General features: G+C 45.9%; 18 protein-coding genes. 7 read left to right on the top strand and 11 right to left on the bottom strand.

From position 1 onward, the window contains the following. Positions 1-388: winged helix-turn-helix domain-containing protein (locus tag QTO00_RS02075; RefSeq protein ID WP_331422657.1), on the top strand; the 388-nt coding region annotated here is incomplete at its 5' end. A 103-nt stretch (positions 389-491) separates the two neighbouring features. Here QTO00_RS02075 and hldE read toward each other — a convergent pair. The 3 genes from hldE to QTO00_RS02060 form a co-directional block, all read right to left on the bottom strand. Continuing rightward, a complete protein-coding gene (gene hldE / locus QTO00_RS02070) occupies positions 492-1922 on the bottom strand; it encodes a bifunctional D-glycero-beta-D-manno-heptose-7-phosphate kinase/D-glycero-beta-D-manno-heptose 1-phosphate adenylyltransferase HldE (protein WP_331422656.1) in 1431 nt (476 codons plus the stop codon). Positions 1923-1971: 49 nt separating this feature from the next. Beyond that, a complete protein-coding gene (gene glnE, locus QTO00_RS02065; protein WP_331422655.1) occupies positions 1972-4812 on the bottom strand; it encodes a bifunctional [glutamate--ammonia ligase]-adenylyl-L-tyrosine phosphorylase/[glutamate--ammonia-ligase] adenylyltransferase in 2841 nt (946 codons plus the stop codon). 112 nt (positions 4813-4924) lie between these two features. Continuing rightward, positions 4925-6181, bottom strand: coding sequence for a methyl-accepting chemotaxis protein (locus tag QTO00_RS02060; protein WP_331422654.1), 1257 nt, complete (start codon positions 6179-6181; stop codon positions 4925-4927). Between the two features lie 111 nt (positions 6182-6292). Here QTO00_RS02060 and QTO00_RS02055 point away from each other — a divergent pair, with 111 nt between their 5' ends. Further along, positions 6293-7054, top strand: a complete 762-nt coding sequence (locus QTO00_RS02055; RefSeq protein ID WP_331422653.1) for a potassium channel family protein — start codon at positions 6293-6295, stop codon at positions 7052-7054. Positions 7055-7082: 28 nt separating this feature from the next. Here the strand turns inward: QTO00_RS02055 and QTO00_RS02050 are convergent, their stop codons facing one another. Further along, positions 7083-8600 carry a CYTH and CHAD domain-containing protein gene (locus QTO00_RS02050; RefSeq protein ID WP_331422652.1) on the bottom strand — a complete coding sequence of 506 codons (1518 nt, stop codon included), beginning with the start codon at positions 8598-8600 and terminating at the stop codon, positions 7083-7085. Between the two features lie 206 nt (positions 8601-8806). Between QTO00_RS02050 and QTO00_RS02045 the strand changes: the two genes are divergently transcribed. The 3 genes from QTO00_RS02045 to QTO00_RS02035 all read left to right on the top strand — a co-directional run bounded on the left by QTO00_RS02045 (position 8807) and on the right by QTO00_RS02035 (position 11664). Beyond that, positions 8807-9487 carry a TIGR00153 family protein gene (locus QTO00_RS02045; RefSeq protein ID WP_331422651.1) on the top strand — a complete coding sequence of 227 codons (681 nt, stop codon included), beginning with the start codon at positions 8807-8809 and terminating at the stop codon, positions 9485-9487. Between the two features lie 131 nt (positions 9488-9618). Continuing rightward, positions 9619-10878, top strand: coding sequence for an inorganic phosphate transporter (locus tag QTO00_RS02040; protein ID WP_331422658.1), 1260 nt, complete (start codon positions 9619-9621; stop codon positions 10876-10878). A gap of 174 nt (positions 10879-11052) precedes the next feature. Next, the gene (locus tag QTO00_RS02035; protein ID WP_331422650.1) at positions 11053-11664 is read left to right on the top strand and encodes a TIGR04211 family SH3 domain-containing protein; all 612 of its coding nucleotides are present in this window, start codon (positions 11053-11055) and stop codon (positions 11662-11664) included. Positions 11665-11736: 72 nt separating this feature from the next. Here QTO00_RS02035 and QTO00_RS02030 read toward each other — a convergent pair whose 3' ends face one another. Beyond that, positions 11737-12507 (bottom strand): general secretion pathway protein GspB, encoded by a 771-nt coding sequence (locus QTO00_RS02030; RefSeq protein WP_331422649.1) that lies wholly within the window; start codon positions 12505-12507, stop codon positions 11737-11739. Further along, positions 12500-14122 (bottom strand): ExeA family protein, encoded by a 1623-nt coding sequence (locus QTO00_RS02025; protein ID WP_331422648.1) that lies wholly within the window; start codon positions 14120-14122, stop codon positions 12500-12502. The genes QTO00_RS02030 and QTO00_RS02025 overlap by 8 nt, the downstream gene beginning before the upstream one ends. 88 nt (positions 14123-14210) lie before the next feature. On the opposite strand from QTO00_RS02025, the gene QTO00_RS02020 reads away from it, so the two are divergent. After that, a complete protein-coding gene (locus tag QTO00_RS02020) occupies positions 14211-15437 on the top strand; it encodes a multifunctional CCA addition/repair protein (RefSeq protein ID WP_331422647.1) in 1227 nt (408 codons plus the stop codon). 332 nt (positions 15438-15769) lie between these two features. Here QTO00_RS02020 and eno read toward each other — a convergent pair whose 3' ends face one another. The 5 genes from eno to rlmD all read right to left on the bottom strand — a co-directional run bounded on the left by eno (position 15770) and on the right by rlmD (position 23696). Next, positions 15770-17068, bottom strand: coding sequence for a phosphopyruvate hydratase (gene eno, locus QTO00_RS02015; protein WP_331422646.1), 1299 nt, complete (start codon positions 17066-17068; stop codon positions 15770-15772). Between the two features lie 77 nt (positions 17069-17145). Continuing rightward, positions 17146-18786, bottom strand: coding sequence for a CTP synthase (locus QTO00_RS02010; protein WP_331422645.1), 1641 nt, complete (start codon positions 18784-18786; stop codon positions 17146-17148). Positions 18787-18983: 197 nt separating this feature from the next. Next, complete coding sequence (mazG, locus tag QTO00_RS02005; protein ID WP_331422644.1) at positions 18984-19790, bottom strand: nucleoside triphosphate pyrophosphohydrolase; 807 nt, start codon at positions 19788-19790, stop codon at positions 18984-18986. Between the two features lie 296 nt (positions 19791-20086). Beyond that, positions 20087-22306 carry a GTP diphosphokinase gene (gene relA / locus QTO00_RS02000; protein ID WP_331422643.1) on the bottom strand — a complete coding sequence of 740 codons (2220 nt, stop codon included), beginning with the start codon at positions 22304-22306 and terminating at the stop codon, positions 20087-20089. Positions 22307-22376: 70 nt separating this feature from the next. Then, the gene (gene rlmD / locus QTO00_RS01995; protein WP_331422642.1) at positions 22377-23696 is read right to left on the bottom strand and encodes a 23S rRNA (uracil(1939)-C(5))-methyltransferase RlmD; all 1320 of its coding nucleotides are present in this window, start codon (positions 23694-23696) and stop codon (positions 22377-22379) included. Between the two features lie 192 nt (positions 23697-23888). Between rlmD and QTO00_RS01990 the strand changes: the two genes are divergently transcribed. Beyond that, a partial coding sequence (locus QTO00_RS01990) for a histidine kinase dimerization/phospho-acceptor domain-containing protein (RefSeq protein WP_331422641.1) occupies positions 23889-24864 on the top strand: 976 nt, incomplete at its 3' end.

Genomic DNA, 24864 nt, shown 5'->3' with positions numbered 1-24864 from the left:
GACTATCCGTGCTCGTAACCTACTCAATCGCTCAATGAACTCTAGTGCTGTAAGTGAAGAGAAGCGTAGCGTAGAAAAATATGAGTTCAATGGTTGGGTACTAGATATCAACAGCCGCTCATTAGTTAGCCCTAGTGGCGATGGCTACAAGCTACCACGCTCTGAGTTCCGTGCCCTACTTCACTTCTGTGAAAACCCGGGCAAGATCCAAACTCGTGCAGACCTGCTTAAGAAAATGACAGGTCGTGAGCTTAAGCCACATGACCGTACTGTTGACGTAACAATTCGTCGTATTCGTAAGCACTTTGAATCAGTTTCTGGTACACCAGAAATCATTGCAACGATTCACGGTGAAGGCTACCGCTTCTGTGGTGACCTAGAAGAGTAATCAACTCTTTATCAAAAAATGGAGCCAACCGGCTCCATTTTTATATGTGTTGGATATAAAAATGCTCGCCATTTAGCGAGCATTTTTTGATTCGTAATAGAAACTAGCCTCGACCACCTTTAATTGCATCGATAATCTCAGTGGTGGAACAACCATCTTCGAAGTTAAGTACCTTCACTTCACCACCATTGGCGATAACTTCTTTACCACCAGCAATCTCTTCTGGCTTGTAATCACCACCTTTTACTAGCAAGTCAGGTAGAACTTCAGAGATCAAACGCTGCGGCGTATCTTCACCAAAAGGCACTACCCAATCAACCGCACCAAGACCGGCTAATACTGCCATACGGCGATCTGTCGGGTTCACCGGGCGGCCAGGGCCTTTAAGGCGTTTCACTGATTCATCGGTATTCACTGCAACAATCAAGCGGTCACCGAGCTCAGAGGCATGGTTTAAATAAGAGACATGACCTGCGTGAAGAATATCGAAACAGCCATTGGTCATGACCACCTTCTCGCCTTTCGCTTGCGCCTTTTTCACAGCTTCAATCAAGCCTTGCTCAGCGATTACACCAAAGTCAGTGTCTTGGCTACCATGAACCGCTTCTGCAAGCTCGATAGTAGAAACCGTTGATGTACCCAGTTTGCCAACAACCACACCCGCGGCTGCATTGGCTAGAGCACACGCTTCATCAAGAGGTTTACCCGCTGCGACAGAAGCTGCCAGTACAGAAATTACCGTATCACCAGCACCTGTAACGTCGTACACTTCTTTTGCTTGAGTCGGTAGGTGGAATGGTTCCTGATCGCGACGTAGTAGCGTCATACCATGCTCACTACGAGTCACAAGTAGCGCTTCAAAATCAAACTCTTCAAGTAGTGCTAAGCCCTTTTCAACTAGCTCTTCTTCAGACTTAACTTTACCAACAACAAGCTCGAATTCAGCCATGTTTGGCGTTAGCAGTGTTGCACCGCGGTAACGTTCAAAGTCTGCACCTTTAGGGTCGATAAACACAGGCACTTTAGCGGCGCGCGCTTTCTGAATAAACTGTTGTACATGCTCCAGAGCACCTTTCGCGTAATCAGACAGTACCACCGATTTTACTTTTGGCAGTGCTTGTTCCATACGGTCTAAGATCAGCTCAGCGTCGACGTTTTCAAACTTGTCTTCAAAATCCAATCGGATCAATTGCTGACCTCGGCTCAGCACGCGAAGCTTAGTAATAGTTGGGTAATTTGGTAAGCCAACAAAATCACATTTCACTTTCAGTGCAGATAGCGTTTCGTTGAGTACTTTTGCAGGCTCATCAATTCCTGTTAAGCCAACAATATGAGCATGACCGCCAAGAGAGGCGATGTTCATTGCTACGTTTGCAGCACCACCAGGGCGCTCCTCATTGTTTTCTACTTTTACTACAGGAACAGGGGCTTCTGGTGAGATTCGTCCAGTCGGGCCGTACCAGTAGCGATCTAACATGACGTCGCCGATGATCAGCACTCCAGAATCGCTGTAGTTAGGTAGGATTGGCTTCATTATGGTTCTCCAAATTCTATTTCGGGCAAGAGTTTAGCATAATTCATCGCTATTCTAACCACTCATGCCATAGTTTCGTCACAAGCTCACGCTCGCTGGCGAATTTGTCCTCAGCAACATCGGCATCCAAGTTCAACAAGTTGCGGTGATGAATTTGATCACGCATTGTCGTGTAGGCATTGGTCAATGCCATCGCAGCCCCCTCTTCCATGATTCCTTGCGCCATCATACTTTCGAAAATCCGCACGTTGTCACTCCAACGGGTCAGCTTAGGTTTTTGGTGGCTGTAGCGTAAGACAAGGTACTGAGCTAAAAATTCCACGTCGGTGATCCCACCAGGATCTTGCTTAAGCATAAAGCGACCTGCTTTTTTACCACCAAGATGGTCGCGCATTTTCACCCGCATTTCAGACACATCTTTAATCAGCTTAGCTTCGTCTCGCTCTAGGCTAAGAATGTCGTGACGAGTTTGGGCAAATGCTTGTTGCAGCGGTTCATCACCGTAGATCATACGCGCACGAACAAGCGCTTGATGCTCCCATGTCCACGCTTCTTGGCGCTGGTACTCATCAAAGGCATCGGTTGGGCTAACCAACAGGCCAGAAGCCCCCGAAGGACGTAGGCGAGTATCGACTTCGTACAAGATCCCCGACGCTGTTCGAGTGGAGAAGATATGGATAATTCGCTGTGCTAAGCGTAGATAAAACTGACGTCCATCAATCTCTTTCTTTCCATCTGTGTATACGTGAACAGGGCAATCATGCATAAACACAATATCGAGATCTGAATTATAACCAAGCTCCCAACCGCCAACTTTTCCGTAACCAACTACAGCGAAACCTTTGCCATCACGCTCTTTGACGTGTGTTGGCTCACCGTATTTCTCCTTCATCTGCAACCAAGCTTGGTTGATTACCGACTCAACGATCGCCTCGGCAAGATAGGTTAAGTGATCACTCACCTTCATTACTGGCAACACTTCCGCAATGTCGGCTGCGGCAATTCTTAAGATACAGATCTGTTTAAACTGACGCAGCGCCTCCATCTGTTGTTCCATATCATCTTCTGGAATGCGAGCAAGGAAATCGCGCAGTTCAGTACGATAGCTCTCCAGAGGGACTGGATTGTAGAGCTGCTGAGGATCAATCAACTCATCCAATAAGATCGGATAACGCCCCAACTGTTCCGAAATCATTGGACTTGCAGTACACAATCGAACTAGCTGTACCAAAGCCGCTTGATGTTCATCAAGTAACTCCAAGTACGTGGTGCGGGTGACGATTTTATGCAATAAGTGAAGCACACGCGGCAAACCAAACTTGGCATCTTTATGGCTATAGATAGCGGCGAAGATCTTTGGCATCAGCTTATTCAACACTTCGCGACCACGAGGACCTAGGGTCTTCTTCGCGAGGTCTCGCTTAAACTCAATAATGGTTTGCGCCATTCTTTGTGGATCATCGACTTTGATGTCTTGCTGCAAAATGTGCTCAATCACATCTTGTTTCGCCGCCATATCCCACAGTTCATTGAAATGCGGAGCAATATCTTGCGCCTCTTCCTCTTCCGCGCCGATTAGAGTGTCAAACACTGCATGGACGTTAGCCATATGCTGTTTAACCTCAGACATCAGTTCTGGCCACTGCTCGAACCCCATTGCCACGGCTAACTGTAGCTGCTCAATATCCGACTCAGGTAGAGTCTGCGTCTGCTTGTCAGCCATAGCTTGAAGAAGGTTCTCTAAACGGCGCAGGAACTTATATGCTGCACGCAACTGAACAGTCTCACTCGCCTCTAACTGTTCAAGTTCCTCAATGGCGTCGATAGTTTGTAATAGACCTCGTTGACGCAAGCTCGGCTCGCGACCGCCACGAATCAGCTGAAACACTTGAGCGATAAACTCAATTTCGCGAATGCCACCAGCACCAAGCTTAATGTTGTTGCTTAATCCACGACGGCGAACTTCGCTACTGATCATCGATTTCATTCGACGCAAGGACTGAATCGCACTGAAATCAATGTAGCGACGGAAGACAAACGGACGCAGCATTTGACGCAGCTCTTGGTATTGCGGGTACATTTCGCTGCCCATTACACGCGCTTTGATCATTGCGTAGCGTTCCCAATCACGGCCTTGCTCTTGATAGTAATCTTCTAGTGCCGCATAGCTCATAACGAGTGGGCCGCTGTCTCCGAACGGGCGTAAACGCATATCAACGCGATAACAGAAGCCATCAAAAGTTTGCTGGTCTAAAGCCTTAATGATCCGCTGCCCTAAGCGAGTAAAAAACTGTGCGTTGGCGATACTGCGGCGAGTGCCTTGAGTCTCACCATTCTCAGGATAGGTAAAGATCAGATCGATATCAGATGAAAAGTTAAGCTCTCCCCCACCAAGCTTACCCATACCGATAATAAGCATAGGTTGCGCTTTACCTTCCGCGTTGGTCGGCGTTCCCCACTGTTCACAACACGCTTTGTATTGCCATTGGTAGGTTTCAAAGATCATCGCTTCTGCCAGTTGCGACAAATGCTCCAAGCTCTCCTCAAGCTGCCATGACGCTGTAAAATCACGCCATGCAATATAGGTCATCTCTCGATTGCGAAATTGCCTTAATACTCGATGGCCTTGAACCTCATCACTGCACTGACTCAATAGTTCAGCTAAACGCTCTCGGTATTTTTCACAGCGTGAGCTTTCTGCGAGCATATTTGGCAGTTGATGAGTTAAATGCTCATCACTACACAGCGTTTCAGTTATAAATTTGCTTAAACCCGCTACGTAGCTTAACTGCTGTCGCAAATCTTGTGGCCAGCTTTCAATCGCTTGCGATTCAGATAATGATTCAAGGGCAGAGTGGGAAATAGCGCTCAGACTGTCGGGCAATTGCATGATTCATCCTTGTAGAGAAATGCCAATCAAGAGAAGGGTAACCCCTTATTTATATCAATAAAAAACGCCCACTAGTAGTTAGTGGGCGTTTTGTATCGGTTAAGTTGAGAAGCTAAACCTTAAATGAAGTAATTTTTTGGTCTAACTCTTCAGCGTTCTGCTGCATGATTTCAGACGTTTCCAGTAGCTCAGATACCACTGTCACTGATGCTTCAACCAATTCACGTACATTGGTCAGGTTCTGGTTCATCTCTTCTGCCACACTGCTCTGTTCGCCAGCCGCTGTTGCAATCTGGAAGTTCATATCGTTGATTTGATTAACCTGTCCAACAATGCCATCCAACTCGCTACCTGCATTGGTCACCAGTTCAACGCCCTCTGCCGCTTCTACTACACTCTTCTCCATCAGCTCTACCGCTGAGTTTGCACTCGATTGTAACTGAGTGATCATCTCTTGGATTTCAACTGTTGCTTGTTGAGTGCGCTGTGCAAGGTTACGTACTTCATCTGCAACAACCGCAAAACCACGCCCAGCTTCACCTGCTCGCGCCGCTTCGATAGCAGCATTAAGTGCTAAAAGGTTAGTCTGTTCAGAGATGCCTTGAATCGTACCTACAACACTACCAATCGATTCAACACTCTCTTCTACTTGGTTCACCGCTTGAGCTGATGCTGAGATATCTTGTGAAAGCTCACTGATTTTAACCACTGTATCTTGGACAAAACGTTGACCTGTTGCTGCCTGAGTTGAAGCACTTTCAGTCAATGAAGACGCATTTTGCGCATGGTCAGCGACAGTTTGTACCGTTGAGGTCATCTCGCTCATTGCGGTCGCTAGTTGATCAATCTCATTGAACTCTTCTTGCGCAGACTCTTTGGTTTCAGACATGCTAAGCGTCATCACTTCAGTCAATCCCGCTAGCTCTTGAGAAGCATCAACCTGCATACGGATCACTTCGTGAAGCTGCGTACGAGTTTTTTCTAATTCACGCGCTACATCACCGTACTCGTCTTTACATTCCATATCGATCGGCGAAGAGAGGTCTTTTTGCGCCATCAATTTAATCGAGTCACTCAAGTACTGAGTTTGACGTAGCATCACGCGAGCAGCAAACAACAGCAAGACCACAAATACTGCGATCATAATTACCGTCTGCCAAACAACTTGAACTAAATACGCTTCGTAGTGCTCTTGAGCAACTTGCGCATTTTGCGAAACTGCCAAAATAGATTCGTAGAAAGTACTCGCGTCCCACAACTGCTTACCAATGATCAGCACAGTACTGAACACCATCAACATTACCATCTTGGGTACTAGGCGCACATCAGTGATCACCTTCTCCCATGGCTTAAACGCCAATTTGGTCATTGTTCGTTCTCCATTTTGTCTATTTTGTATTTGCAGCGCTTTGTACTAGAGTGAGCGTATTGGGGACTCAATCCTCTGGTTTCACTGCATTTTATTTATTTCGAGCCTCGTATGAATAAAGATAATATCAAAAACGATACAAAGCCGATGAGCTTGCTATCACTAATCTTGTCTTTTATGGCGCTATTTGTGATCTCTGGCCTGTTATTTTTTCCGTTAGACCCAAAAACTCGACAAGTACTTATCGGCCTAGACTTTGTAATCTGCAGCATATTCATACTGCAATTAAGTATAGATTTGATCCGCTCCGCAAACCGTGTGCAATTCATGCACCGCCACTGGATAGATTTCGTGGCAAGTATCCCTATGGTTGAGCCGCTGCGCTACGCAAGATTATTCTCAATTTTGCGAGTGATATTGGTTATCCGCTCAAGCCGTGGCGTCATCAGTCAACTACTAAAGAATAGACAAGAGACCACCTTAGCTTCTATTCTGCTACTGATGGTGATTTTACTAACTGTAGGCTCAAGCATGATGCTGTTTCTAGAAGGCCATTCGGCTGATGCCAATATTCGTGATGGTGGCGATGCTATGTGGTGGGCGCTTGTGACGATTTCTACTGTGGGTTACGGCGATCACTATCCGGTCACGGATGGGGGGCGTATTCTAGCCGCTGGCTTGATCATATGTGGCGTAGGATTGTTCGGTATGATCTCTGGACTGGTCACATCAATGATAACGTCACCATCAAAGTCCCAGACCCATCGCTCCGAACATAAAGAGCGCCTGCTGCTAGAGGTAGTAGAAAAACAAAATGAAATACTCGAACGTTTAGAGCGAATTGAACAACAGCAACAAAAAAGGGATCATTAACGATCCCTTTGTACTTAATTCCGCCGCTTTAATCACGCCAGTACGGTTCCGCTTCGATACAGATAACTCGCGTCTGCTCCATCGCATGAAGAATCGAGCTCTCTTGGCGTGCTAGCCATCGCTCAAGCTGTTCTCGCTCTTCGCCCTCTAGCTTTTCCACCAATTGCTCCAATGTTTTCAGCTTAAGCAGATCATCGGTACCATGGAGCAAATCACTCCAAGGCAGGCGGAAGCCATCACGCTCTTCAATATCGAATAAGCTCGCAAAGCTCACCCCAGTATAGAGGTTACGCATCAAGCGATACTGCTGCTGGATGTAATCTGCACTAGTGAGGGTTTGCTCCGGCGGGAAAGCCTCAATAAGCTCAGCCCAAGTACGGTCCAGTTGCTGCACAGAGAAATGTTCAACATTGAGCGCCATCTTCTCTCTAGATTTATCATCTAAAAATGGCTGCCATCCGCGGGTTAAGATCCAACGGCTCAGATCAAGTAGCAATCCGGTATAACGAGCTGAGTTAAGCAGTTCTAGAATCTGCTCGCGATTTGGCAGTTGCTCCTGAAGTTCAGTTAACTCACCAACTAAGAACTTGCGCGCATCCAGTTTACGCAGCGCATGACCTTTGTCGTCGAGTAGGTCTTCTAAATAGTCATAATCGTTCAACCACTCAAGGTCTTGCTCTAACCACTTGAGCTCTTGACGCAAAATGGCACTGGCACGGCGCGGGACCACACCACCATATACAGTCAAAATCTGGCGGATGAAACTGAGCGAGTTTTTAATTTCGTGTACCGCTTCAATAGACTCACGCTCGGTGTAGATCTGCTCATGGTAGTGCCAGTGAGTCAGCGCGTGTTCTAGCGAGTTAATAAAGCAGGACTCAACCGTGTCCGTCTTATCAGTGCTAACTAAAGATAGAGGCTTCACTTCATCGCCAGCATAGTCCATCGCCAAACGATAGCCCTTAGCGGCTTTACTCAAGTTGCCTAAACGCATACCTCCTTGCTCAGAAAAGCTTCTCGCTAGGGTAAACAGCGCATCGGTTTGACCAGATTTAAGCTCTAGTTCAACTTCACAGATAGGATCGTCTTTGCCATTCGCTTCTACTTTACCTTGGTCAAAGGCCACTTCGACTTGGCTACCATCTGGCATACCAATCAGCCACTGCTCACGTGTGAAATTGGTCGAAAATAGAGGTTGTAGCTCAGCTTGCAAGGTGGCGACATCTTTCCCTGCTGGCCAAATATCTTGCGGGTGTAAGGTTAGGTCAGGCTCGTTGCTGTCATGCTCTGCATTGAACTCAGGTCTTTGGTGTAAACCGGCCACAACACGCCCGGCAGTTTTCACTGTTTGTACATAGACACCATCAAAACGACGAATACGAAGCCCAATGTCATATTGACGTAACCACTGGTCTGGCGTATCGAAATAAGTGTTCCCTAACTCTCGACAACTGTGCTGAAGTACTTTTGTTTCGGAGATCTTTTGTCGCAAAGTCTCTGAAAAATCGGGAGAAACAAAAAACTTCAGTTCTATCTCGGTTTCCATAGTTTTACCTTTCAACGCTGATAGCAACAGGATATTGCCAATTTTCTTACTCGGCAAGAAAGAAATATCGCCCTATTGATGATCTAAAACAGTTTTAATGAGTGATTTAATGGGTTAACATGCGCGCCTTTATAGCCATCGTTCAACATTTCGCCATGAAATGGTGTATGTTAGTTTTTAGGTTATATTAATTGGGTTGAATGACCATGCCAGTAAATACAATTATGGGGTTATTTGCAAAGTCCCCTATTAAACCTTTGCAGCGCCACGTTGTGTGTGTAAACGAATGTTGCTCGCACCTAGTCAATTTCTTTGAAGTAAGTTCAAAGGGTGATTGGGATAAAGCAGCTGAAATTCGTGCCCAGATTTCTCATCTAGAGAAAGAAGCCGACGTGTTAAAGCGTGAAATTCGTCTAAAACTTCCTCGCGGTTTGTTTATGCCTGTAGATCGTAGCGACATGCTAGAACTACTAACGCAGCAAGACAAACTAGCAAACCTTGCTAAAGACATTTCTGGTCGCGTATACGGCCGTCAAATGACTATCCCTGAACCTCTTCAAGAAAACTTTATTGCTTACGTAAAGCGCTGTTTAGACGCAGCTAACCAAGCACAAAAAGTTATCAATGAGCTTGATGAGTTATTGGAAACTGGATTCAAAGGCCGTGAAGTAACACTCGTGGCTGAAATGATCCATCAACTGGATGTGATTGAGGACGACACTGACGCGATGCAGGTTGAACTTCGCCAACAATTAATGGCGCTTGAAGCAGACCTGAATCCGATTGATGTGATGTTCCTTTACAAAATTCTAGAGTGGGTAGGTGGTATTGCTGATCAGGCGCAGCGTGTTGGTGCGCGTCTAGAAGTAATGTTATCTCGCTCATAAAATAAGTTAACCAAATAACGAAGAGCATCAAACTAGTTCACACCCCTTTTAAGCGATAAATACTGACACGCTTAAGGGGCTTTTTCGTGCTTAAATTTTGCTCCGCTTGTTATCAACAACTAGGTATTACGATGGATATCCTTGCGAACTACGGCACTGTCCTGATTATTATTGCAGCACTATTTGGCTTTTTGATGGCGATTGGTATTGGCGCGAATGACGTTGCTAATGCGATGGGTACATCAGTAGGCTCAAAGGCTCTAACGGTTAAACAAGCAATCATCATCGCGATGATCTTTGAATTTGCCGGTGCATATTTAGCAGGTGGTGAAGTAACCGACACTATCCGTAAAGGCGTAATTGAAACGTCCCTATTTGCTCACCAACCTGACGTACTCGTCTACGGTATGATGTCTGCACTTCTTGCTGCAGGTACATGGCTACTGCTTGCTTCTTACATGGGTTGGCCTGTTTCTACGACTCACTCAATCATCGGTGCCATCATCGGTTTTGCATGTGTATCTGTAGGTACAGAGGCGGTAGACTGGGGCTCAGTACAAGGTATCGTTGGTAGCTGGATCATTACACCAGTTATTTCAGGCTTCTTTGCCTACGTGATTTTTGTCAGCGCTCAGCGACTGATTTTCGATACCGAGAAACCTCTATTTAACGCAAAACGCTTTGTTCCTGTATACATGTTTATCACCACTATGGTTATCGCTCTGGTAACGATCAAGAAAGGTCTTAAACACGTAGGTCTTCACCTATCAAACGGCGAAGCTTGGGCATGGGCAGCGGGTGTATCAGCAATCATCATGATTGGTGGTTACATCTACATCCAGAAGAAGTTTGCGAGCCGCGAAGATGACCACGGGTTCGCTGGCGTTGAAGGTATCTTCAGTGTGCTAATGGTGATCACGGCGTGTGCGATGGCATTTGCTCACGGCTCGAACGACGTAGCTAACGCGATTGGTCCACTGTCTGCGGTTGTATCAACAGTAGAGCACATGGGTGAGATTACCGGTAAGAGCACCATCGCATGGTGGATTCTACCTCTAGGTGGTTTCGGTATCGTTGTTGGTCTTGCAACTCTTGGTCATAAAGTTATGGCTACCGTAGGTACGGGTATTACAGAGCTAACTCCTAGCCGTGGTTTTGCTGCTCAGCTAGCAACAGCTTGTACTGTAGTACTAGCATCGGGTACTGGCTTACCAATCTCTACCACTCAAACTCTAGTTGGTGCAGTATTGGGGGTTGGTTTTGCACGTGGTATTGCGGCGCTAAACCTTGGCGTAGTACGTAACATTGTTGCTTCTTGGATTGTTACTCTACCAGCAGGTGCACTACTTGCTGTGGTATTCTTCTACGCAATTCAAGCAATGTTTGTGTAATCAATTAAGTCAGTGATTTGTTAAATCGTTGTCATTATTGACTCAAAACCGCATAAAGGGAGGCTAAGCCTCCCTTCTTTGTTGCAGTCAACCCAGAAACTACTTACTATTTGGCGTTAGCAAAGAAATAGAAAATGGGTTTGCAGACCCTCTTAGACTGTTAAAGGATTTACCGTGAAAAAACTGGTTTGCTTCGTTTTAGCATCAATGCTTGCTGTTCCGGCAGCGTTGGCTCAAGACCGCTACATCTCTGATAAACTATTCACTTACATGCATTCTGGCCCAAGCAACCAATTCCGTATTATTGGTAGCGTGGATGCGGGCGATAAAGTGAAGCTTATCTCTGCTAACCGCGACACTGGCTACACTCAAGTTCAAGATAGCAAAGGTCGTAAAGGTTGGGTTGAAAGCCGTTTCGTAACCAAGCAAGAAAGTATGGCGCTTCGCCTCCCTAAGCTTGAGAAAGAGCTGGCTGATGTAAAAGAGAAGCTAGCGAATGCACGTTCAAACGCAGACCAAGAGAAAGCGGGCCTAATTGACTCACTAGAGACTCGTAACACGCAAATCAGTGAACTAGAACAAGGTTACAGCGATATGAGCAAGCAGCTATCAGCTTCTCAAGAGGAAGTTCGTAAGCTGCGCGCTAAGCTAGACACACAAAAAGATGATCTGCTGCTTAAGTACTTTATGTACGGTGGTGGTGTTGCGGGAATTGGCCTACTATTTGGCTTGATACTGCCTCATATCATTCCACGTAGAAAGCGTTCACCTAATGGTTGGGCATAAGCCAAATCATTAGATAGCAAAAAGGCCACGATTGTGGCCTTTTTTGATCGCTATAGCTTTTTCAGACTGAGACTATCCCTTCCAGTCATAGAGAGCAGGTACCCGTATCAGCTCTCTTCTAAAGCGAATCAAGCAGGACTGAGGCTCAATCACCACCAGTTCAATATCACTGTTGACCCATTCCCCTTGGTTGTATTCCACACCGTTGATCTTCACCCAACGCTTATTTGGTTTACTTGAATAGACATGAGTCTGAAAGTTCATTGCAGGCAATTTGCCATACCAACGCTCTGCTTGATGGGACAAATTAGATGCCTGCTCGTTGCGCTGTGATTGCACTTGCTCTGTTTCGCTATTTAACGCCGACTCAAAGCGTTGTGCTAACTCAGGGGAGAGTTGCGACAAATCCAGCCCAGCAAGTAAGTCATCGCTACCGCTTACAGCATCACCCTGAGTACTGCTAGCAGGAGACGCAACCAGTGTTTTAGCCTCTTGCTCTGCTTGAATTAACCCATCACTACTACCACTACTTTGATGATTTCGATAGGTGGCTTCCAGCGGGCCTAAGTCAGGCGCTTGTGTTACTTGAAACTCAAAAGGGACTTCAACAATTACCGACTGAGCAACATTCTCCGCTAACCATTTCTGCTTTTCGATTTGATAGGTTTGGTAACAGACAGCTCCAGTAACCAACAAAGGTGGGAGTATCGCAAGCGTGATTCTAATCGTTAGGTTCGACCTAGACTTTTGCACTGACGCTAAGTAACCAGGCTGCTGGTAAAGATGACCAGATGTTTGATGGCTTCGCTCTGAGCTTTCCAAGGCTTGCATAACTTTAGACATTTTCGCTCACCTCTTGAGACATTAATCTTGGCGCTTGTTGTTGAGACAGTTTCTCCAGTAGCTTAAGAGTTCTCTGACCGGCGATACCATCAACGGTGAGTCCTTGCCAACGTTGGAACAGCTCCACCTTGCGCTTTATTCGCTCATCAAATAGCCGACTACCCGACGGTTTTTCACCTAACACCTGCGACAGGTGCTGATCTAAAACTGCAATCGCCTGCCCTTCCATTCCTGGTTTTAAGGTCTCTTGCCAGTAGCTTTGCCATATCTCGCGATACTCACCTTGCCAGATAGTACTCAACCACTTGCGGTCGAACTCAAGCATCTGCTCACCTAGCAACAGTTGCACCTGGCTCTGTATGACTTTGTACAATACGGCATAGCGAAGTTGCCCATCGATATTAAGTGTGAGAACGACTGGAACATTGGATTCTAAAACTTGTTCTAAAGGGCCGTTAGCTAGTGTGCAGCGAAAAAGGTCATCTCCACTGTCCAAGCACATTTGATCCAATACCGAAGCGCGGTAGCCCCAAACTTTATAGAGTGTGGCAATCGCAGCTTCCTGGTCACTGGCTTGATTTAGTAACTGCTTCAAAGCTTGAGGGAAAACTTGCTTCTCCTGTTCAATAGCCTCAACAATTGGGTACTGCTGATGTAAGTAAGTGTTCACATAGGGTATAAGCACATTTGGGGTATAGTAGTAAGCGGCTACGGACAGCACTCCGCCCACCAAGCTTGCCATTAACACTGGGGAGAGACGAAACGTATTGGTAGACGATTGCTGTGGCGAATATTGAACCGAGCCAGTTTGGAAACGCATCACATCATCACAAGCGCCTTCCACTGTCGAACGACTAGGTTGACGCTCTCCGATACTGTACGCTTGCTTTAGGCTAGCATCACACACAAGGTTAATCAGACGCGGAATGCCCTGCGTTTGACGAGCGATATATTTAATGGATTGCCCGTTAAACAATTCAGGAGAGCCTCCAGCCAAAGCCAGTCGAAACTTTATATAGTCGCGAGTTTCATCTTGATTTAGCGGCAGTAGGTGATAGCGGCCAGTGATACGTTGAGCCAGTTGCCTTAACTGCGGCATCTGCAACTTTTGCTGTAATTCTGGCTGACCAATCAGCAGTACTTTCAATAGCTTTTTGCTGTCAGTTTCTAAGTTAGTAAGCAGACGCAGTTGCTCAAGTACATCAGCCGACAAGTGTTGAGCTTCATCGATAACTAATAGGGTTTGTACACCGTTGGCATGATTATCTAATAGGAACTGATGAATAAGTTGGTTGAGTTGCTTAAGAGAAGAGTTTTCCTCATAGAGGATACCGAATTCATCACATATCGCTTCAAGCAACTCTATATTTGAGAAGGTCGGATTTAAAATCAACCCGGCGCGGGTGTTGTCTGCGAGAGTTTTTAATATCGATTTTGCAATAGTCGTTTTGCCCGTTCCAACTTCGCCAGTCAGCATAGCAAAACCACCACCCTCACCCAGTCCAGCTTGGATTTGGAACAGTGCCTCTTTATGGCGCCGACTTTGAAACAAGAAACGAGAGTTAGGCACAATGGAAAACGGTAACTCTGTCAGAGCAAAATGTTGTTGATACATGACTCTCTTCTCTAGGAATTCAGTGCTAAGAAAAGTACCATTGCTAGCACAATTAGCCAATGCCAAACTAACCAAAAGGGAGAGCTAAGTGCAAAGATACCTCGTCGGCGGCGCAGTTCGCGATCAACTGCTGAATATTGAAGTCTACGATAGAGATTGGGTCGTAGTTGGTTCGACGCCTGCAGAGTTACTAAGCAAAGGCTATACAGCGGTAGGCAAAGACTTCCCTGTTTTTCTCCACCCAGTAAACAAAGAAGAGCACGCCCTAGCCAGAACCGAGAGAAAGACGGGCTCGGGTTACACAGGCTTCGAGTGCTATTTTGCTGCGGATGTCACTCTAGAAGAGGATCTGCTCAGACGCGATCTGACCATTAATGCCATGGCGCAAGATCCAGAGGGCAATATTGTCGATCCATTCAACGGCCAACGCGATCTTGAAGATCGGATCTTACGTCACGTCTCAGACGCGTTTACCGAAGATCCCTTGCGTGTACTGCGCGTTGCTCGTTTTGCTGCCAAGCTCCATCATTTAGGCTTTAATGTTGCAAGTGAAACTATTGAGTTGATGCGTGAGATAGCAGAATCTGGTGAGCTTAAACACCTGACCCCAGAGCGAGTTTGGCAAGAGTGGTGTAAATCGCTGTCGACTCAAAATCCGCAAATATTCATATCGGTACTTCAACAGTGCGGCGCTTTAAAAGTCGTGCTACCTGAATTAGACGCGCTGTTTGGCGTTCCTCAACCCGAAAAATGGCATCCTGAAATTGATACGGGTGTTCACACATTAATGGTCGCCAAACAAGCCGCATTGCTGAGTGATTCATTACCAGTACGCTTTGCCTCTCAAGTCCATGACTTGGGCAAAGGTGTTACGCCTGAATCAGAATGGCCAAGCCATAAAATGCACTGTCACACTGGGCTAAAAATCATTAAAGCCCTATGTGAGCGAGTGCACGTACCCAATGAGTTTAAGGAACTGGCACTGTTAGTTTGCGAACAGCACTCTAATATCCATCGTGCTGCCGAACTACGCCCAGAAACCAAGCTCAAAGTGCTAAACAAGTTTGATGTTTGGCGCAAGCCAGAACGCCTGCAAGATATCCTGCTCTGCTGCATGGCGGATTCGCGAGGTCGCACTGGGTTTGAAGATATCGACTACCCGCAAAAGGCGATCTTTGAGCAAGCCTACCAAGCGGCTGTTTCGGTAAACGTACAAGACATAATAAAAGATGGCTTCAAAGGCGCTGATATTCGCACTGAGATGGAGAAGCGTAGAGCCATAGCGATTAAAAACTCTAAGCCGATAGCGAAGTAGGCGAAGGAATGATATTTCCTAAGCAAAACATCTGTAATTGGAAGTACAGAGTTCCAATCAACACCGTGCTCTAGTCCTGCAATTTGGTTTTGCTACGGAAATACCACACCTTCACGCACAAACAGCAAAGGAATGACGTTTTTGGAGCAAAATCCAATCTACTCCCCTGAAAGTACTTAACTCACTGAAAAGGTCAGGGCTAGTTTTACAGATATTTTGCGTAAAAAACGTTATTACTTTGCTTACTTTTCAATAAGTTCTTATCAATAAAAAAAACGCCCTACCGAAGTAGAGCGTTTCTCAAAAGCTTTAAGCTAATAATTCAGGACGAATTATTGACCTTTAACTTCTTTAAGACCGTTGAAAGGAGCTTTAGCGCCTAGAGCTTCTTCGATACGGATTAGCTGGTTGTACTTAGCAACACGGTCAGAACGGCTCATAGAACCAGTCTTGATTTGACCTGCAGCAGTACCTACCGCTAGATCAGCGATAGTTGCATCTTCAGTTTCGCCAGAACGGTGAGAGATTACAGCTGTGTAACCTGCGTCTTTAGCCATCTTGATTGCAGCTAGAGTCTCAGTTAGAGAACCGATTTGGTTGAACTTGATAAGGATAGAGTTAGCTACGCCTTTCTCGATACCTTCAGCTAGGATCTTAGTGTTAGTAACGAATAGGTCGTCACCTACTAGTTGAAGCTTGTCACCTAGTAGTTCAGTTTGGTGCTTGAAGCCATCCCAGTCAGACTCGTCTAGACCGTCTTCGATAGAAACGATTGGGAATTGGTTAGCTAGCTCAGCTAGGTAGTGGTTGAACTCTTCAGAAGAGAAAGTCTTACCTTCGCCTTTCATGTTGTAGATGCCAGCTTCTTTGTCGAAGAACTCAGATGCAGCACAGTCCATAGCTAGAGTAACGTCTTTACCTAGTTCGTAACCAGCAGCAGCTACAGCTTCTGCGATAACTTCTAGAGCTTCAGCGTTAGACTTAAGGTTAGGAGCGAAACCACCTTCGTCACCAACTGCAGTGCTGTAGCCTTTAGACTTAAGAACTTTAGCTAGGTTGTGGAATACTTCTGCACCAATACGTAGACCTTCTTTAAGAGTCTTAGCGCCAACTGGTTGGATCATGAACTCTTGGATGTCAACGTTGTTGTCTGCGTGCTCACCACCGTTAATGATGTTCATCATTGGTAGAGGCATAGAGAACTGACCAGCAGTACCGTTTAGCTCAGCGATGTGCTCGTATAAAGGCATGCCTTTAGCAGAAGCAGCAGCTTTAGCGTTCGCTAGAGAAACAGCTAGGATTGCGTTAGCACCGAACTTAGATTTGTTTTCAGTACCGTCTAGCTCGATCATTACTGCGTCGATTGCAGCTTGGTCTTTAGCGTCTTTACCAACTAGAGCTTCAGCGATTGCACCGTTTACAGCTTCAACAGCTTTAAGAACACCTTTACCTAGGAAACGAGCTTTGTCGCCGTCACGTAGCTCAAGAGCTTCACGTGAACCAGTTGATGCGCCAGATGGAGCAGCAGCCATACCTACGAAACCGCCTTCTAGGTGTACTTCAGCTTCTACAGTTGGGTTACCACGTGAATCGATGATTTCACGACCTAGAACTTTAACGATCTTAGACATTGAATGTTTCCTTCTCGTTGAATATATAATGTCAAAATTAAAGGCAGTAGCACGACTAACGCTACTGCCCGTATCCTTTACTTCTCAAATTCGCCGCGCTGGAATTGACCAGCCGCTTTTACGAAACCTGCAAATAGTGGGTGACCATCGCGAGGTGTTGAAGTGAATTCCGGATGGAATTGAGCCGCTACAAACCAAGGGTGAGCTGGATTCTCAATCACTTCAACCAGTTTCTTGTCTGCAGACAGACCAGATACTTTCAGACCTGCTTTTTCGATTTGCGGACGAAGATTGTTGTTCACTTCGTAACGGTGGCGGTGACGCTCATGAATTGTCGCACTACCATAAAGTTCACGCGCTTTAGTGCCTTTTTCTAGATGACACAGCTGTGAACCAAGACGCATGGTGCCGCCAAGGTCAGACGCTTCAGTACGTTCTTCAACGTTACCTTCGCCATCTACCCACTCAGTAATCAGACCAACTACAGGGTACTTAGTCTCTTTGTTAAATTCGGTTGAGTGTGCACCTTCCATACCCGCAACGTTACGTGCGTATTCGATCAGTGCCACTTGCATACCTAGACAAATACCTAGGTAAGGTACGTTGTTCTCACGAGCGTATTTTGCCGCCATGATCTTGCCTTCCACACCACGGTCACCGAAGCCACCAGGAACTAGGATTGCGTCAAGACCAGCAAGTGCTTCATCGCCTTTGCTCTCTACATCTTGTGAATCAACGTACTTAATCTTAACGCTTAGACGGTTTTTGAGGCCTGCGTGCTTAAGCGCTTCGTTTACTGATTTGTAAGCATCTGGAAGTTCGATGTACTTACCAACCATACCGATAGTCACTTCAGCAGTAGGGTTCGCTTCTTCGTAAATTACCTGTTCCCATTCTGACAGATTTGCTTCAGGTGCAGTGATACCGAAACGAGAACATACTAGGTCGTCTAAACCTTGAGACTTGATAAGTTGAGGAATCTTGTAGATAGAATCTACGTCCTTCATTGAGATAACCGCTTTTTCTTGAACGTTACAGAAAAGAGCAATCTTTTTACGTTCATTCGCTGGGATCATACGATCCGAGCGACAAACAAGAATATCTGGCTGGATACCAATAGATAGCAACTCTTTAACAGAGTGCTGAGTCGGCTTAGTTTTTACTTCGCCCGCTGCTGCAAGGTAAGGAACCAGTGTCAGGTGCATGAACATCGCGCGCTCACGGCCTAGCTCTACTGCTAGCTGACGAATGGCTTCCATAAATGGCAGTGATTCGATATCACCAACCGTACCACCCACTTCAACGATAGCGACATCATGGCCTTCAGAGCCAGCGATCACGCGATCTTTGATAGCATTAGTGATGTGTGGGATAACCTGAATGGTTGCACCTAGGTAATCACCACGACGCTCTTTACGTAGAACGTCAGCGTAAACACGACCTGCAGTGAAGTTGTTGCGCTTAGTCATCTTGGTGCGAATGAATCGCTCGTAGTGACCAAGGTCAAGGTCAGTTTCAGCGCCATCTTCCGTGACGAACACCTCACCGTGTTGAGTTGGGCTCATAGTGCCTGGGTCAACGTTAATGTAAGGGTCAAGCTTCATCATAGTCACTTTAAGACCACGAGCTTCTAAAATAGCTGCAAGCGATGCTGCTGCAATACCTTTACCTAGAGAGGATACAACCCCGCCAGTAACAAAAATGTAATTTGTCGTCATGTTTAACCTGAAATTGGTTGAATGAGGGAAAATGGATTTCTTCTGGACGGGATATAAATATACCAGAAGCCCTTATCCGCCACAACGTGAAATCTATCACACTGCAATTTTTTATTTTTTGCTTCAAATCAAACTGCATGAACAGAATAAACTCAAATAAAACATAGTTGAGTCAATCTTGTCCCATTTCGCTGTATCTACTTTTCAGACCTGTTCTCTTCACGCTTTATCTGGTTCCAATGCTCATCCAACTCTTGCAATGAACAGTGTTGTAACTGTTTATTTTGCCCGGCAACTCTTCTCTCAACAGCTTGAAAACGGCGCACAAACTTTAAGTTGGCTTTGCTTAAAGCAGATTCTGGATTAACTTGCACATGCCGAGCCAAATTCACTGTTGCAAACAGTAAATCCCCCAGCTCCATTTCCAGATTTTCTGGATTGACATCGACTTGAAGCGCTTCATCCATGACTTCATCTATCTCTTCATGAACTTTGTCAGCAACAGGTCCCAATGAATCCCAATCAAAACCAAATTTAGCGCACTTTTTCTGAATCTTTGTAGCACGCGATAAGGCTGGCAGAGAGCTTGGTATTGAGTCTAGAATACTTTGCTCAGTTTTGCCTACTTGGGCTTTTTCTTTTGCTTTTTCCGCTTCCCAGTTAGCATTGATTTGCTCGTCAGATTCAAACTCAACATCAGAAAAAACATGAGGATGGCGACGAGTCAACTTTTCATTGACCGTTTCAACCACTTCAGAAAAATCAAACAGCTGCTGCTCTTTCGCTAGTTGGCTGTAAAAAATCACTTGGAATAGCAGATCACCAAGCTCTTCTTTCAGGTTTGGCCAATCTCGATTGTGAATCGCATCAACCAATTCATAGGTCTCTTCAATAGTATGTGGGACAATAGTGTCAAAGCTTTGTTTAAGATCCCAAGGGCAACCATTTTCTGGGTCACGAAGCTGCGCCATAATCTGTTCTAACTGTTCAATTGGGTGGCTCATTTTCCTTCTTCCTTTAAATCTTCTATCTAAAGAACTTTAATTCAAATAAAAAGGTGAGCAGCCAAAACTACCCACCCTTTCTAGTTGCTAGACTCAGCAAAGCAATGACGTTTCCTACGCAAAATATCAGTAAATCTAGCAATAGTTGTGACAACTAGCTCTGCACTTTCAGCGAAGAAGATGGATTTTGCTGTGGAAACGCCACCCCCTTTGCTCACTAACCAAGTTGCTTGTCTATAAGATTGGGCGATATAAGTGCAGCGAACGCAGCTAGAAAGCCAAATACGACGTAAAAATTAGCCGAGGCGTTTAACGCTCATGACATCTTTAATCTGCTCAACTCGTTTAGAAACACGCTGGAGAATATCAACATTGTTCACTTCTAAATCAAAGTCCATGATCGACATTTGAGTACGGTAGTCAACGCGACTCTTCATACTGGTCACTTTGATTTTTTCGTTAGCAAACAAGCTGGTGATGTCTTTAAGCAGACCACCACGCTCCATCGCCTCAACTCGCACGGTTAAAATATACGAGCCAACAAAGCCACCGCCCCAGACAGTGTCGATAATCCGTTCAGGTGCATGATGACGTAGTTCTTCTAACTGCTCACAGTCGGCTCTGTGCACTGAGATACCGCGACCTTGAGTAATGTAACCTGCGATCTCATCACCTGGGATTGGCTGACAACATCGAGCTAGATGGGTCATTAGGTTGTCGACACCTTCTACCACAACGGCATCTTTCTTCGGGCGACTCTGCGCTGGCGCTTTGCTTTCAGCTTCTTGCAGCTTTTCTAACGCTTGCTGATCTTCCTCTTCCGCAGTTGGTTTGTTGACCAAAGCGTTAATGTGGTTGATCACTTGGTTAATACGCAAGTCGCCGCTGCCAATACCAACATACAGTTCATCAGTGCTATTTACATTGAAGCGTTTCAATGCATACAGCTCGGCATCTTTTAGGGTCGCACCGATTTTCTGTAGTTCAGTCTCTAGGATATCACGTCCTGCTTCGACATTTTTCTCGCGGCTCTGCTTGCGGAACCAAGCGTTAATCTTGGCGCGCGCACGGCCTGATGTCACAAAGCCCATATTAGGGTTGAGCCAGTCACGAGATGGGTTCGGCTCTTTCGAGGTGATGATTTCGACTTGGTCACCCATGGTTAACTTATGAGTAAACGGAACGATACGTCCTGCCACTTTAGCACCAATACAGCGATGCCCTACTTCAGAGTGAATGTGGTAAGCAAAGTCTAGCGGTGTGGCTCCCATAGGCAGGTCGACGACGTCACCGCGCGGAGTAAAGGCATACACGCGGTCATCAAACACTTGGCTACGCAGTTCATCAAGCATTTCGCCCGAGTCTGACATCTCTTCTTGCCAATCAAGCAGTTTACGCAACCAGGTAATCTTCTCGTCGTAACCGCTACGACCGCCACCACCTTCTTTGTATTTCCAGTGCGCGGCAACGCCCAGTTCTGAGTCCTCATGCATGTCTTTGGTGCGTATCTGGATCTCAATTGTCTTGCCTTCAGGGCCTAGAATGACGGTATGAATCGACTGGTAACCATTAGGCTTGGGGTTAGCAACGTAGTCATCGAACTCGCTTGGAAGGTGCTTATATTTGGTATGGACTGCGCCTAATGCAGCGTAACAATCTTGCAGTTTATCAGCGATAATACGAACCGCACGTACATCAAACAACTCGTCGAATGCCAACCCTTTCTTCTGCATTTTTCGCCAGATAGAGTAGATGTGCTTAGGTCGGCCGCTCACTTCAGCATTGATGTTCGAGGCTTGCATTTCGCTAGTCAAATCGTCGACAAAGTCTTTGATGTACTGCTCACGCACAATACGTCTTTCAGATAGCTGTTTAGCAATCTGCTTGTAAGTATCTGGCTGTTGGTAACGAAAGGCATAGTCTTCCATCTCCCATTTCAGCTGACCGATACCAAGGCGGTTTGCCAGAGGTGCATAAATATTGGCACACTCTTTTGCTGCCGCTTGGCGTACCTCTTCTGGCGCTTTTTTCACTTCCACCAGATTAGCAATACGTTCAGCCAACTTAATGACCACGCAACGGAAATCATCCACCATAGCCAGCAACATGCGACGTACGTTATCAACCTGAGAAGAGGCAGCGCTACCTTCGAGAGTAACGTTGAGTTGGCCCAAAGCAGCCATCTCTTCAACGCCATCAATCAATTTGATGGTCTCTTTGCCAAAATCTTCTTCAAACTGTTCACGATCATAGGCTCCACTAGACACTAGCGGGAACAATAACGCGGCGACTAGGGTGGCTTTGTCCATCGACAGGGTGACAAGGATTTCTATCATCTCGCGTCCACGCCACAATAGCAGCTGGCCTTGTTCGTTGCCTTCGAGTACAGATTCACCCTTGAGGTATACTTCTTTTAAGCGCTTTGAAACCTTCGGCTCTTGCCCAAGGCTGGAAATCCACTTGTCTAGCTCAAACTGTTCGTCTTGATTTAAATGTGCGCTTCTTACCGCAACCATTATTTTCGTCCTGTTATTTTTCTAATCTCGAACACCCAAATTCAGACTACTGAAGGGTTGGGAAGTTCGTTTAATCCTTTACAAAGAGCGCCATAGATTCTAAATGGCTTGTATGCGGAAACATATCGAGCATACCTAATTTTTGTAATTTATAGCCTTGGCTAAGTAGGCTTTGCGAGTCTCGGGCTAGGGTTGCAGGGTTGCAAGATACGTACACAACACGACTCGCACCTAAATGTGAGATCTGCTCTATGATACCACTCGCCCCAGCACGCGCAGGATCAAGGAGTACTTTATCAAATTTTTTGCTTGCCCATCTCTGACCAGATACATCTTGTTCCAAATTCGCTTGATAGAATGACGCATTCTCGATGCCATTGATTTGTGCATTGTGAGAGGCTTTTTCTACCATAATGTCGACACCCTCTACGCCGACCACACTCGCGACTTGCTCAGCGATTGGCAAGCTAAAGTTACCCAAACCGCAGAAAAGATCGAGTACCCGATCTTGCTCGCTAAGTTCTAGCCAAGATAACGCTTGTTCAACCATGCGTTGATTCACTTGCTGATTAACTTGGATAAAGTTGTTCGGCTCAAATGGAATCTTCACTCCCGCCTCTAAGTAATAGGCAGCATCGCCCAGCACGCGGTTGAGTTGGTCAGATTCTGGCATCAAGTAGAGACTCGCTTGGTTTTGAGTAGCGAATGCTTCTAGGCTGCTTCGGTCATTCTCTTTTAGCGCTTTTAAATGACGTAAGACAATCACTTTGGTGTTATCACCTTTAACCAGTTCGACATGGCCGATAGAATCTTGATGAGAGAACCCTTGCAACAGCTCATATAGCGGTGCTAGCAAAGCGTCTAGATCTGCGTCGAGAACCGGGCAGTGAGTAACGGTAACAATCTCTTGGCTGTGTTTTTTACGAAAACCAAACTCAAGCTGGCGAGTTTTCTTGTTGAGTTTAATGCTCACTCGCGCACGGCGACGATAGCCTTTTTCAGCACCAATAACTGGCGCATCCAACGTAATCGAGTGACCAGCGAACTTGCTCATCAACTGGCTTAGTGTCTGCTGTTTATGTTGCTGCTGAACCTCAAGCGAAACATGCTGCATGTTACAACCACCACAATCCGCATAGTGCTGACAAAAAGGCTCAATACGCTGCTCGCTGGCTTTTTGAACTTTGATCAGATTAGCACGAGCGAATTTACTTTTGCTTTCGGTCAATTGAACCAGAACCTGCTCACCCGGTAGCGCACCTTCGATGAAGATAGGCTTTTTGTTCTGATAAGCCATGCCTGCGCCATGATGATCCAACTTTTCAATCGTCACCGACTGATGCTTTGTATTCAGTTGAGTTTTCTTCTTTGGTTGGAAAAAACGCGCCATGCTTTGTGCCTACTATTTATGACCTTACGGCCAATTGCTCGAAATGCTAATTATAAGGTATACGTCCCAAGCTTTTACGCTTGAATCATTGTCTGAGCCGACTGAGTTGATTATGCTTAGACAATTACTTCGACGGCTTCTTTTATTTTGGAAGTTATTTTCCCATATCCACACCGCGATGTTTAGACAATAATGACAAGATATGGCTTGCGCGCCCGCGTTATTACCCTGACTTTAGCGCCGACGTTAATTATCGGATTACTTCTGAGTGCTTTTTTCTCTTTTAATCGTTACCACGACTTAGAAAAGCAGGTAATCAATTCAGGTTTAAGTATTATTGAACCTTTGGCCATCGCCAGTGAAGAGGGATTAAAAAATAATAGCCGGGAATCGGTGCGTCGTATCATCAGCTATGCGCATCGTAAAAATTCCAAGTTTGTCCGCAGTATTGCTGTATTCGACTACAATCATGAGCTATTTGTAACCTCTAACTTCCACCCAAACTTTGAATTGCTCACTTTTCCACGTAGTGAGCCCATTCCACTGCTGCTCAACTCTGAACTGGAAGAGAATACCTTAATCCTACGTGCCCCAGTGATTGCAGAATCTGGCCTAATTGCAACGATGAAAGGGCCTAATTCGAATCCAGCACTTGGATATGTCGCGATCGAGCTTGATCTATCTTCCCTTCGCTTGCAGCAGTACCAAGAGATATTCTCGGCATTTTTGGTCTTGTTGATTGGCCTAGGCTTATCCGCCGTGTTTGCCTACCGCTTGATGTATGACGTCACTCGCCCTATCTCACATATGAAAAACATGGTCGACAGAATTCGTCGCGGCCACTTGGATGTACGTATCGAAGGTAAGATGCACGGTGAGCTCGACTCACTGAAAAACGGTATCAACTCGATGGCAGTCTCTCTATCGGAATACCACGTTGAGATGCAACACAGTATCGACCAAGCGACTTCCGATCTACGTGAAACCTTAGAGCAGTTAGAAATTCAAAACGTCGAACTGGATATAGCCAAAAAGCGCGCACAAGAAGCAGCTCGAGTTAAATCTGAATTCTTGGCCAATATGTCACACGAGCTACGAACACCACTCAATGGTGTCATTGGCTTTACTCGTCAAATGCTGAAAACCAGCTTAACCAACAGCCAAACTG

This window comes from Vibrio sp. M260118, assembly GCF_036533755.1.
Classification (GTDB): Bacteria; Pseudomonadota; Gammaproteobacteria; order Enterobacterales; family Vibrionaceae; genus Vibrio.
This window is presented reverse-complemented; position numbering and strand designations above follow the sequence as displayed.